Here is a 12,075-nt window from a genome sequence, read left to right as displayed (position 1 = left end):
TCTTATCCTGTGCATAGCAAAGCAACCCGGCAACGGGTAGCTAACGGAAAACGTAGAGGGTGTTTTTGTATGGAACTTTATCTTGATACCGCCAACGTCGCGGAAGTCGAACGTCTGGCCCGCATCTTCCCTATCGCGGGCGTCACCACCAACCCAAGCATTGTGGCAGCAAGCAAAGAATCCATCTGGGATGTGCTGCCACGCCTGCAGAACGCCATTGGCAAAGAGGGCATTCTGTTTGCCCAGACCATGAGCCGGGATGCGCAGGGCATGGTGGAAGAAGCTAAACGCCTGAGCAATGCGGTGCCCGGTCTGGTAGTGAAAATCCCGGTGACATCCGAAGGTCTGGCCGCGATCAAGATGCTGAAAAAAGAGGGTATCACCACGCTGGGAACCGCCGTTTACAGTGCTTCTCAGGGGCTACTGGCTGCGCTGGCAGGAGCGAAATATATCGCGCCTTACGTTAACCGTATCGACGCGCAGGGCGGCGACGGGATTCGCACAGTACAGGAACTGCAAACATTGCTGGAACTGCATGCACCGAACAGCATGGTACTGGCGGCCAGCTTTAAAACTCCACGTCAGGCGCTGGATTGCTTGCTGGCAGGATGTGAAGCAATCACCCTGCCATTAGACGTAGCGCAACAAATGCTCAATACCCCTGCGGTAGAGTCAGCAATAGAGAAGTTTGAGCAGGACTGGAACAACGCATTTGGTCACATCAACCTGTGAGGGAAATAAAGTATGGATCGCATTATTCAATCACCTGGTAAGTACATCCAGGGTGCCGATGTTATTACCCGTCTTGGCAGCTACCTCAAACCACTGGCAGAGCGCTGGCTGGTCGTTGGAGACAAGTTTGTCTTAGGCTTTGCCCAGGGGGCACTGGAAAAAAGCTTCCAGGATGCCGGACTGGCGCTGGAAATTGCACCGTTTGGCGGCGAATGTTCACAAAACGAAATCGACCGTCTGCGCGTCGTAGCGGAAAAAGCGCAGTGTGCGGCAGTACTTGGTATTGGTGGCGGTAAAACGCTGGATACCGCCAAAGCGCTGGCGCACTTTATGGGCGTGCCTGTCGCCATTGCGCCAACCATCGCCTCTACCGATGCGCCGTGCAGCGCGCTGTCCGTCATTTACACCGATGCCGGTGAATTCGATCGCTATCTGCTGCTGCCTAATAACCCGGACAGGGTCATTGTTGATACCAAAATTGTCGCGGGCGCACCGGCGCGTCTGTTAGCTGCGGGTATTGGCGATGCGCTGGCGACCTGGTTCGAAGCGCGTGCCTGTTCACGCAGCGGCGCAACCACCATGGCGGGCGGTCAGTGTACTCAGGCGGCGCTGGCGCTGGCAGAGCTGTGCTTTAATACGCTGATCGAAGAAGGTGAAAAAGCGATGCTGGCTGCAGAGCAGCACGTGGTTACACCAGCACTGGAGCGCATTATTGAAGCCAACACCTATCTGAGTGGCGTCGGTTTTGAAAGCGGTGGTCTGGCAGCGGCTCACGCCATTCATAACGGTCTGACCGCAATCCCGGATGCACATCATTATTACCACGGCGAGAAAGTGGCTTTCGGTACGCTGACGCAGTTGGTGCTGGAAAACGCGCCGGTCGATGAAATTGAAACCGTTGCCGCGCTGTGCCATTCCGTTGGCTTGCCGATTACCCTGGCGCAACTGGATATCAAACAGGATATTCAGGCGAAAATGCGCATTGTGGCTGAGGCAGCCTGTGCCGAAGGCGAAACCATCCACAACATGCCTGGCGGCGCAACGCCGGACCAGGTGTATGCCGCCCTGCTTGTGGCTGACCAGTACGGTCAACGTTACCTGCAAGAGTGGGAATAACCTGCAAATAGAAAATCCCCGCAAATGCGGGGATTTTTTTATTCCTACCATGCCGGACCCGCACAAGCGACATCCGGCATCGTCTGTTACAGCAGATCGAAACGATCCAGGTTCATCACTTTCACCCATGCGGCCACGAAATCTCTCACGAACTTCTCGTGGGCATCGCTGCAGGCATAAACTTCAGCCACTGCGCGCAGTACAGAGTTAGAACCAAATACCAGATCGGCGCGGGTTGCGGTGTATTTTACTTCGCCACTCAGACGGTCACGACCTTCAAACAGCTCTTGTGACTCATCAACCGCCTTCCACTCATGGCGCATATCCAGCAGATTGACGAAGAAGTCAGTGCTGAGTACGCCTGGACGATCGGTAAAGACACCGTGCTGGCTACCATCAAAGTTGGTGCCCAGTACGCGCATACCGCCCACCAGCACGGTCATTTCCGGTGCGGTTAGCGTCAGCTGCTGTGCTTTATCGATCAGCAGCGACTCGGTGGTCGATACGTCAGGACGGGCGCGGTAGTTACGGAAGCCATCGGCGATTGGCTCAAGCAGTTCAAACATCTCAATATCCGTTTGATCCTGGCGCGCATCCACGCGGCCCGGCGCAAAAGGTACCTTAATGCTGACACCCGCAGCACTTGCCGCCTGCTCGATACCGACAACACCTGCCAGCACGATAATATCGGCCAACGAGGCGGTATGGGCAGACTTATAAATCCCTTCCAGCACAGGCAGAACGCGTGCTGCGGTGGCATTCACATCCCAGCCGCGCTGTGGATCCAGCGCCAGACGCGCACCGTTAGCGCCGCCACGTTTATCCCCACCGCGGAAAGTCGATGCCGACGCCCACGCTACCGATACCAGTTCGCCCACGGACAGCCCGGAAGCGGCGATGGTCGCCTTCAGCTTCAGGATATCTTCTTCGCTTGGGTTGAAGAACGCATGCGGCAGCGGGTCTTGCCAAATCAAATCTTCTTTTGGCACTTCCGGTCCGATGTAACGCGCTTTTGGCCCCATATCACGGTGCGTCAGTTTAAACCACGCACGAGCAAACGCTTCGTTGAACGCCTGCGGATCGTTCAGGAAACGGCGGGAGATTTTCTCGAACTCAGGATCGAAACGCAGCGTCAGGTCGGTAACCAGCATCGTCGGCTTACGTTTTTTCGATGGATCAAACGGATCAGGAATAATTTCTGGCGCGTCAACCGCTTCAAACTGAATAGCACCTGCCGGACTGCGAGTTTGTACCCACTCGTATTTGAACAGGTTCTCGAAGAAATAGTTGCTCCATTGGGTTGGCGTCTGCGTCCAGACCACTTCCAGACCGGATGTAATGGCATCCGCGCCCGCGCCGCTGCCGTAGCTGCTCGCCCAGCCCAGGCCCTGTGCTTCAATCGGTGCGGATTCAGGATCGGCGCCTACGTGCGAAGCCGGTGCAGCGCCGTGGGTTTTGCCCAACGTATGACCACCGCCAATCAGCGCCACGGTTTCTTCGTCGTTCATACCCATATTACCGAAGGTCGCGCGAATAGCCGCTGCCGCTGAAAGCGGTTCGCCGCTATGGTCCGGTCCTTCCGGGTTCACATAGATAAGGCCCATTTCGGTTGCGCCCAACGGCGCTTTGGCCAGTTCTTCCGGGTGACGGTGAGTCAGCCAGGCTTTTTCATCACCCCAGTTTACGTCGAGATCCGGTTCCCAGACATCTTCACGACCAGCACCAAAGCCGAAGGTGCGGAAGCCGGAGTTTTCCAGCGCCACGTTACCCGCGAGGATAAACAGGTCGGCCCAGGAAATTTTCTGGCCATATTTCTGCTTGATTGGCCACAGCAGACGACGCGCTTTATCAAGGCTTACGTTGTCCGGCCAGGAGTTCAGTGGTGCAAAACGCTGCTGTCCGCGACCCGCGCCACCGCGTCCATCGATGGAGCGATAGGTCCCTGCACCGTGCCATGCCATGCGGATAAACAATCCAGCATAGGTTCCCCAGTCAGCGGGCCACCACGGTTGAGATTCGGACAGAAGGGCTCTGAGATCCCCTTTCAGGGCAGAGTAGTCGAGTTTGCTAAACTCTTTGCGGTAGTCGAAGTCCTCACCCAGCGGGTTAGAACGGTTGGAATGTTGGTTTAAAAGATCAACGCGCAGTTGATTTGGCCACCAGTCGCGGTTGTTCGTTCCTGCTCCCGCGCTCTGGTCGTGACCGCCCTGATGAAAAGGACACTTACCGGCAGTTGATGTGTTCTGGCTATCGTCGGACATGCTCATCTATATGCTCCCTTTACAGTGTTCTGACTACGATATACACCACCAGTGATAAGATATAGTCGAAATAACCCACAGATTCGATAGCTAATTCCTTTTATATTTTACGTTACAGAGATGTAGATCAAAATGATCAACAAAAAGCCCTCCGTAGAGGGCTGGGATCTGTTTAGTTCGGTCTTACACCCAGTGTGTGACAAATAGCGTAGCTCATCTCGGCACGATTAAGGGTATAGAAGTGAAAATCCTTCACCCCTTCGCGGCTGAGAATCTTCACCATGTCCATGGCGATATTAGCGCCCACCAGCTTGCGGGTTTCCGCGTCATCATCCAGACCATCAAACATGGTCGACATCCACGCCGGAATGCGGACGTTGGTCATGTCGGCAAATTTTTTCGCCTGCTTAAAGTTGGAGACTGGCAGGATACCCGGAATAATTTCCACATCGATACCCGCAGACACGCAGCGATCGCGAAAACGCAGATAGCTTTCTACATCGAAGAAAAACTGGGTGATCGCCCGGTTCGCACCGGCATCAACCTTACGCTTCAGGTTCAGCAAATCAGCCTGAGCGCTCTTCGCTTCCGGGTGCACTTCCGGGTAAGCCGCAACGGAGATATCAAAGTCTGCAACGTCTTTCAGTAGCGTCACCAGGTCAGAAGCATACATATCCGGTTTACCGCTTCCCGGCGGCAAATCACCGCGCAGGGCAACAATATGACGAATACCGTTGTTCCAGTAGTCCTGAGCAATGGTACGCAGCTCATCACGGGTCGCATCAATACAGGTCAGGTGCGGCGCTGCTTCAAGGCCAGTGCGATCCTTAATGCCTTTAATAATGCTGTGCGTACGGTCGCGCTCACCAGAGTTTGCACCGTAAGTGACTGAAACAAACTTCGGCTTCAGGCTGCTCAGGCGATCGATGGAGTTCCACAGGGTTTGCTCCATTTCACTGGTGCGCGGCGGGAAAAACTCAAATGAAACGTTAATCTGACCGGCAACTTCTGCCAGGCTCTGATTCAGGGCTTCCCGCTGGTTGGCGTGAAAAAAGCTCATACCTTACCTCATCAATCTTTTGTCGTTATATGTTGTGTTGTGAACTGCTATACGTTTAGACGTCTAGATGTAAAAATGACGGAAAAGCATGCTGGCGTCAACACAAAAATCATCGCTAAAGGTGAGGAATACTCAGCCAACGTGAAAAAAATTCACATCAGTCTGAATTGATGAGGGATTGCGCCATGACCGTCTGCAGCCACTCTAATTTCTTTACGTTTTCAGGCAGCATCAGCAACCCCGTGCTAATACGCAATTCGGTATCGGTAAGCGGCAGGAATATCACCCCCCGACGTTGGATAGCGGAAAAGGAGGCCGGAAGCAGGCTCAGACCTTCACCCTGCGCGATCCGCGCCAACAACACATCATGTTCCAGCGGTTCTTCAATACAGGCAGGAGAGTAACCAGCATGACTAAAAATATGTCGGGTGTAATCAAAAAAGGCGGGGTTACGTTCACGTTTGAACCAGAACAGTGGTCGGTGGCTCAGCGACATTAACGAGAGCGAAGGCAGCGCTGCCTCTGGCCAGAGCGCGGGTAAGGCGACGATCAACGATTCTTGCCAGCCGAGCGGCGTGACGCTAAGCCCCGAAGTCTCAAGCGGTAACGCCACCAGCGCGGCATCCAGCTTTCCACGACGCACCAGACGCGCGAGTTCAGGCGAACCATGACGGACAATATGTCGCTTCTGCATATGCGTAGTCAGCTGTGACTCAAGCGCCGCAAAAACGCCCTGTTCAAACGCTGTACTTAGCCCTAAGCGCAGAGATGGCTCCCCGATTTGCGTTAATTGACTCAACGCAGCGTAGGTTTTGTCCTGGAGATCAAGCAGCGGGCGCACCATTTCAAGTACGTGCTGGCCGTCCTCCGTCAGCGTTAATCCACGGGTATGACGGACAAACAGTATGACCCCCAGGCGATCTTCAAGCTGGCGAATGTGGCGGCTCAACGGCGGTTGCGACATGAACAAGCGCTGCGCAGCCCGGCTCATATTGTTCTCTTCCGCTACTACGGAAAAGTAGCGCAGCAGGCGAATATCCAGAGAGTGTAATGGCGATGTTGTCATACCGAAAAGGTATCACGGAAACGGTATTATCCAAATCATTCTACGCCCCCTATTCTCTCGCCATACGCCACACCTACGAGGGAAAAATCATGGAATCAGAACGTTTTATTACCGGCCAGAAAATGCTGCAACAGGTAGATGGTAAAGGGGGAGAGGCCGTCGTTGAGAGCCTGAAGGATATCGCGCCGGATTTTGCCCGCTACCTGCTGGAATTTCCGTTTGGCGACATCTATGCACGTCCAGGTCTGGACCTGCGCAGCCGAGAAATTGCCACTGTCGCCGCTTTAACGGCAATGGGCAATGCCGCCCCGCAGTTGAAAGTGCATATTGGCGCGGCATTACACGTTGGTTTAACGCAGGATGAGATCGTTGAAGTGATTATGCAGATGGCCGTATATGCCGGCTTCCCTGCCGCACTCAATGGTTTGTTCGCCGCGAAAGAGGTATTTGCCTCTCACAGAGGCTAAAACAACAGGCCAGCGGATTGTCTGCTGGCCTGAGCTCACTATGGTTTCACATCTGCCACACGCATGCCTTTAAGCTGCTCATCCGTCAGCGTATTTCCCGCCTTGAAATAGTCAACGACAGCATTAGAGACATAGTAACCTCCGGAGGTATTTCGCGCTTTTCCTTCGGTAAATGCCGTAAAACCATCACCGCCGTCTGCCAGGAAGCTATTGGTGGCAATGTGATAAACCGTGGCATCCTCAATCGGTTTACCGTTTAACGTTAGTACGGTGACGCGCTGACCGACTGGTTTACTGCTGTCATACTTCATCTCCAGTCCTTTGGACACCTGCAATACACCGTTGCTTAAACCCGCGCCGTGCTCCATCAGGCTACGCAACTGTTTACCGGTGAGATCCATTGTTGCCAGCTCGTTGGGGAACGGGAAGGTGCTAATGACTGCACCAATCGTGATAGCACCTGCTGGGATTTCATTACGGATACCGCCCGAATTAGTGAGCGCTAATTGAGTATCTTTACCTGCCGCCACCAGCAACGCATCCGCCGCCAGATTGCCCAACGAAGAAGATTCACCGTAAGCACGCGTCAGCTCAACCGGAGAGTTTGCAACCGTCTGTTGTACCACCTTATCAAGCTTTTTATTCCAGCCATCAATGACCTGTTTCGTCTGCGGGTCTAGCTGCCACTCATCAGCATAAATGGTCTTCAGCTCGAAGTTCTTCACGGTAAATTGATGCGGTTTCTGCTGATAATCCAGCACCAGTTTACCCACATCAATACCGCCGCTGTCGGTAGAAAGAATCAGAGTGTTACCGACTTTAATCGGCTCCGGCGTGCCCACATGCGCATGGCCGGTAATCAGGATATCCAGCCCCTTTACCTGACCTGCGGTCTGGATGTCTTTATCCAATGCACGGCGCACATCTGTACTTCCCTGGCTAGACTGACGCGCTGGCGTACCTTCATGGATCAGCGCCACAGTGAGATCGACTTTACCTTTAAGCTCATCGATATAGCGTTGCAACCACTTCACTTCATCCCGCGCTTCAATACCGACACGTGTCGCAGCAGAAACCGTATCATCAAAAGCAAACACGCCGTGCAGGCCAATCACACCAATCTTCACGCCATCTTTTTCAATAATGGTGTAAGGCTTATCCCAGAACATTTTGCTGCTGTTCTGATAAAAGATATTACCCTGCACGATGGGGAATTTCGCCTGACTCAGTTGTAGTAGCGTGTTATCCCAACCGTGATCGAATTCATGATTACCCATGGTTACAGCATCAAAATTCATGGTGTTCATGATATCGATAATCGCCTTACCCTTGGTCAGGCTGCTGATATACGGCCCGGTAAAATAATCACCGGCATCAAAAAACCAGGTGGCGCTATTTTTCGTTTTTTCCTGCTTCACCATCGTCGTGATATTAGCCCAACCACCAATATCACGCGTGCCATTAGCAATCCATGGGACTTTATAAGGTTCAACGTGGGCGTGAAGATCGTTGGTATAGATAATCGTGACATCTTTGGCACTCGCCCAAAGCGGCAACGATACCAGAACACCAACAGCAAGCATTTTTAACTTCATAATCAATCCCTTTCAGTCATATAAAGAATCGCTACGTTACGTTCTGAAAGGTTTTTTTATGTGAGAAAACTCACATCCACTGGTGATAGTCGCGGGTCAAAATCAACGACCATTAAAAATCGTTGGTAATACGATGACGTCACTGTTCACCATCAATTGCTGTAAGTCCTTCGGCTGTAAAAATCTGGGGCTGGCGAGCTCACCAGATTACAGCTGGCCCGAGTATCGGTTGGGTTATGCTGCGCTGCATTGCCGGGCATGCGGCAGCTATCCCCCGCTGTTTAATGAGGAACAGTTTGGTGGGTGGTTGTCAGCATATTTAACGGATTTTGCCGCCCAAAGCGGTCATTTTTGCCCACGATGTTATCAGCGGGAAACCATCCTCTATGGGCATAATCCTCAGGGCAGCCAACGCGTTCAGTGCCGGAGCTGCAAACATGTCTGGACACCAAAGCAGCAGCCGCTCACCACCATTGTTCCACCAGAACAAATAGCGACGGTTCCCTTAATCGTCCCTTTTCAGGGAGCCTGCACCGACCAGAAACTTTATGTATTACTCAGTTTTGACGCTATTCGCGGCAATATTTTGCATATTTCCAGTAATTTCACGCCCCATCTCGTAGGGGATACATTACGATACCGCTGGCGTAACAACGTTGAACCCGCGGTCATTCATGACGATATCGTTGAACGAGTAAGACAGAGGGAAACCCTGTTTTTACGCCGCAGCCAGTTTGATGAAATCCAGTACGGCAGTGCCATGCTCAAACGAAATGCCAATGGCGCAGTTTTACGCCCGGTCATTACCGCGCACGGACATTTCCGCATACTGAGCCATCTCTGGCCTGAGGTAAAAACGCACATTATTGCCCACGAATGTTTTCTGCGCGGCGCGGCGATTACCGCATGGGCGCAGCAATATCGCGATCATCACGCTTCGCTTTGGTTTATTGATGAAGAGATCAATAGCGATAAGTGCACACTGCCCTGGCGATTGCTGGGTAAAACCTGGCAGGGGTGGTGGCGAAACCAGTGGCAAATTTGGCAACAAGGCGACACACGCAAAATGGTGTGTCTGTTAACGGAGGGTCAGGTTGAAAAAGGGGCGTCAATCACACTGGCGGCAGGCCACCATTTTCTCGCCTGGTTACAGCAGCAGGCGGAGTTTCGGGATAGCGCCCGTTACTCGGCTCATTCGGTGTTTCAGACGATAAGGACGCTGGCGGAGCAATACAACACCCTGATCACCCAGCGCGATTTGCCCGGTGGCGCTGCCGCTTACCGGGCCTACGGTTCATGCCATATGTAAGCCGGATAAGCGTAAGCGCTATCCGGCAACACAAACTACAGCAACTGCGCTAAACGGTTGATGTCAGACTGAATCGCCCCTGCGGTAACGTCACGGCCCGCGCCCGGTCCACGGATCACCAGCGGGTTATCGCGATACCAGCGGCTCTCTATGGCGAATACGTTATCGCACGGCAACAGCGCCGCCAGCGGGTGTTCAGGGCGAACCGCTTCAACACCAACGCGAGCTTTGCCGTTAGCATCAAAACGCGCCACATAGCGCAGCACCAGCCCCATTTCACGCGCCGCTTCCAGACGCTGCACCATCTGCTCGTTCAGCTCATCGCCATTCTCAAAGAAATGGTCAATAGAGCCTTCTTCACAATGCGCAGGCACCAGCGATTCCACGCGAACCTGGTCCGGTTCGATGTCGTAACCCGCTTCACGCGCCAGAATCACCAGCTTACGCATCACATCTTTGCCGGAAAGATCTACGCGCGGATCGGGTTCAGTCAGACCCTGTTGCCATGCCTGATCCACCAGATCGGTGAATGGGACCGTGCCATCAAATTGCAGGAACAACCACGACAACGTGCCGGAGAAGATCCCGCTGATCGACAAAATGGTATCGCCACTATCAATCAGATCGCGCACGGTATGGTTGATCGGCAAACCTGCACCCACGGTGGCGTTATATAACCAGTGGCGACCCGTTTTTTCGAAAGCGTCATGAATCTGGCGGTAATTATTACTGCTGCTCGCCCCGGCCAGTTTGTTGGCGCTGATGACGTGGAAACCATGGCTGGCAAAATCCAGATACTGATCCGCCAGTTGCTCGCTCGCGGTCACATCCAGCACCACTAAATCATCATACGGGTGAGCACGCATCCACAGGAATAGAGACTCTTCATCCTGCTCTACCGCCTCGTCATCAAAGAAAGCTAACGCGCGGCTGGCATCCAGCCCTTCGTAATTCAGCAGGCTACGACGGCTATCAACCACACCCGCCAGCACAAACTCTAATCCGGTACGCGCCGAGAGCGTGCTCTGCTCGCGAGCGAACAGCTCCAGCCAGCGCGACCCAATGTTACCTTTGCCGAACAACACCAGACCAATGCGTTTTTCAGCACGGAAGATTGACTGATGCAGACCCTGAATCAGGCTCTCCGTTGGCCCAGTACGCAGTACCGCGACCAGGCTGATTCCCTCTTCCGACTGCCAGGTGAATTCAACCGGCTGACCTTTCAACTGTTGCCAGAAACGGTGGCAGTGCAGCGGATTACGGGTGACGCCCGCCCCGACCATCGCCACCAGCGCCAGCCCCTGGCGCAGACGCAGCTCGCCTGGCAGGCCAGCTTCATCCAGAATTTTCAGCGCGCTGTCAGCGACTTCGGAGGTGTAGCAAAATTGCAATAGCTGGCGGTCAGGATGCACGCCCACTGCCAGCGGACGCACCTGGCTACGTTTTAAAACCTGGTCAATCTCTTTATAAGCCAGCTTAAAATCCTGGCCAGTCGGAACCAGAAACTCAATCAGGCAGACGTCATCATGACTGGTCACAATACGCGCCCCGGTACCGGAGGCCAGTACTCGTTCAATACGCGTTGAACCCTGCTCTGGGGTATAGCTACAACGCAACTGGAGATCGATATCGCTACCGGAAACCGGCTGTAAGGTACGGGCATGGAGAACCGGTGCCGCCAGACGCGCCAGCTCGCTGGCTTCATCCAGACGCAACAGCGGCAGCAAACAGGCGTCTTTTACTTTACGCGGATCCGCGCTGTAAACCCCGGCGACATCGCTCCAGATGGTTACTCGGGAAACGCCCGCCAACGCACCAACCTGCGTCGCCGAGTAGTCAGAACCGTTACGCCCCAGTAGCACTGTTTCACCGGCATTGCTGCGGCTAATAAAGCCGGTAACCACCAGGCGTTTACCCGGATGCTGCGCCAACAGTTGCTGCAGTAATGGGTAAGAAAGACCTTCATCTACCTGCGGCTGGGCACCGCGTTCAGCACGTAAAAAATCGCGCGCATCCAGCCAGGCTGACTCCAGCCCCTGTTGATTAAGGACGGCAGACATCAAACGCGCGGACCATACCTCACCATGCCCAACAACCTCAGCATAGACGGCATCGTTCACGCCGCTGTCGAGTAACCCAGCCAGGCGTTCCAGATCGTGAATAAACGCGCCAATCAGTCCATCCGCCACCTCGGGAGGTAACAAACCGCTGATAAGCTCACTTTGATAGCGACGTAACGCCTGTTGAACCTGATGCGCAGAAAGGCGATCGGTCTGGCTTAATTTCAGCCAGCTAATCAACTGGTTAGTGGTACTGCCTGCGGCTGAAACAACCATCATGTCATCAGGCTGCGAGTAATCCGCCATAATGCCTGCGACACGCAGATAACATTTCACGTCTGCCAGACTACTACCACCAAATTTGTGCAGTTGACGACCCTTCGCCCCTGCCTGCGCAATCACACTCATG

9 protein-coding genes are annotated in these 12,075 nt (G+C 53.8%); 4 read left to right on the top strand and 5 right to left on the bottom strand.

All coding sequences use genetic code 11. The annotated features are described in order from the left end of the window. The first annotated feature begins 69 nt into the window (after positions 1-69). Both fsa and WC1_RS24805 read left to right on the top strand, forming a co-directional pair. Positions 70-732 (top strand): fructose-6-phosphate aldolase, encoded by a 663-nt coding sequence (fsa, locus tag WC1_RS24810; protein WP_016151282.1) that lies wholly within the window; start codon positions 70-72, stop codon positions 730-732. Between the two features lie 12 nt (positions 733-744). Continuing rightward, entirely contained in the window at positions 745-1,848 is a 1,104-nt protein-coding gene (locus tag WC1_RS24805; RefSeq protein WP_016151281.1) for a bifunctional L-1,2-propanediol dehydrogenase/glycerol dehydrogenase, read from the top strand. 86 nt (positions 1,849-1,934) lie between these two features. On the opposite strand, the gene katG is transcribed toward WC1_RS24805, so the two are convergent. The 3 genes from katG to WC1_RS00305 all read right to left on the bottom strand — a co-directional run bounded on the left by katG (position 1,935) and on the right by WC1_RS00305 (position 6,235). Beyond that, complete coding sequence (gene katG, locus WC1_RS00295; protein ID WP_003028832.1) at positions 1,935-4,115, bottom strand: catalase/peroxidase HPI; 2,181 nt, start codon at positions 4,113-4,115, stop codon at positions 1,935-1,937. Positions 4,116-4,281: 166 nt separating this feature from the next. Then, a complete protein-coding gene (metF, locus tag WC1_RS00300; RefSeq protein WP_003028830.1) occupies positions 4,282-5,169 on the bottom strand; it encodes a methylenetetrahydrofolate reductase in 888 nt (295 codons plus the stop codon). A gap of 157 nt (positions 5,170-5,326) precedes the next feature. Beyond that, complete coding sequence (locus WC1_RS00305; RefSeq protein ID WP_016151280.1) at positions 5,327-6,235, bottom strand: LysR family transcriptional regulator; 909 nt, start codon at positions 6,233-6,235, stop codon at positions 5,327-5,329. 89 nt (positions 6,236-6,324) lie between these two features. Here WC1_RS00305 and WC1_RS00310 point away from each other — a divergent pair, with 89 nt between their 5' ends. Continuing rightward, positions 6,325-6,702 carry a carboxymuconolactone decarboxylase family protein gene (locus WC1_RS00310; protein ID WP_003028825.1) on the top strand — a complete coding sequence of 126 codons (378 nt, stop codon included), beginning with the start codon at positions 6,325-6,327 and terminating at the stop codon, positions 6,700-6,702. Between the two features lie 38 nt (positions 6,703-6,740). On the opposite strand, the gene WC1_RS00315 is transcribed toward WC1_RS00310, so the two are convergent. Beyond that, positions 6,741-8,297 carry a bifunctional metallophosphatase/5'-nucleotidase gene (locus WC1_RS00315; RefSeq protein WP_016151279.1) on the bottom strand — a complete coding sequence of 519 codons (1,557 nt, stop codon included), beginning with the start codon at positions 8,295-8,297 and terminating at the stop codon, positions 6,741-6,743. Positions 8,298-8,430: 133 nt separating this feature from the next. Between WC1_RS00315 and WC1_RS00320 the strand changes: the two genes are divergently transcribed. Next, on the top strand, positions 8,431-9,606 hold the full coding sequence (locus WC1_RS00320) for a hypothetical protein (protein WP_016151278.1): 1,176 nt from the start codon (positions 8,431-8,433) through the stop codon (positions 9,604-9,606). A gap of 35 nt (positions 9,607-9,641) precedes the next feature. Here the strand turns inward: WC1_RS00320 and metL are convergent, their stop codons facing one another. Then, complete coding sequence (metL, locus tag WC1_RS00325; RefSeq protein WP_003028820.1) at positions 9,642-12,074, bottom strand: bifunctional aspartate kinase/homoserine dehydrogenase II; 2,433 nt, start codon at positions 12,072-12,074, stop codon at positions 9,642-9,644. Position 12,075 lies beyond the last annotated feature (1 nt).

This window comes from Citrobacter sp. KTE30 (assembly GCF_000398825.1).
GTDB classification, from domain to species: domain Bacteria; phylum Pseudomonadota; class Gammaproteobacteria; order Enterobacterales; family Enterobacteriaceae; genus Citrobacter; species Citrobacter freundii.
Note: the sequence above shows the minus strand (reverse complement) of the source record. Positions and strands in the feature narration are given on the sequence as shown.

What these genes read in the sequence shown, in the direction of transcription:
- fsa (WP_016151282.1), top strand. Translation starts at nt 70, where the DNA reads ATGGAACTTTATCTTGATACCGCCAACGTCGCGGAAGTCGAACGTCTG.
- WC1_RS24805 (WP_016151281.1), top strand. Translation starts at nt 745, where the DNA reads ATGGATCGCATTATTCAATCACCTGGTAAGTACATCCAGGGTGCCGAT.
- katG (WP_003028832.1), bottom strand. Translation starts at nt 4,115, where the DNA reads ATGAGCATGTCCGACGATAGCCAGAACACATCAACTGCCGGTAAGTGT.
- metF (WP_003028830.1), bottom strand. Translation starts at nt 5,169, where the DNA reads ATGAGCTTTTTTCACGCCAACCAGCGGGAAGCCCTGAATCAGAGCCTG.
- WC1_RS00305 (WP_016151280.1), bottom strand. Translation starts at nt 6,235, where the DNA reads ATGACAACATCGCCATTACACTCTCTGGATATTCGCCTGCTGCGCTAC.
- WC1_RS00310 (WP_003028825.1), top strand. Translation starts at nt 6,325, where the DNA reads ATGGAATCAGAACGTTTTATTACCGGCCAGAAAATGCTGCAACAGGTA.
- WC1_RS00315 (WP_016151279.1), bottom strand. Translation starts at nt 8,297, where the DNA reads ATGAAGTTAAAAATGCTTGCTGTTGGTGTTCTGGTATCGTTGCCGCTT.
- WC1_RS00320 (WP_016151278.1), top strand. Translation starts at nt 8,431, where the DNA reads ATGACGTCACTGTTCACCATCAATTGCTGTAAGTCCTTCGGCTGTAAA.
- metL (WP_003028820.1), bottom strand. Translation starts at nt 12,074, where the DNA reads ATGAGTGTGATTGCGCAGGCAGGGGCGAAGGGTCGTCAACTGCACAAA.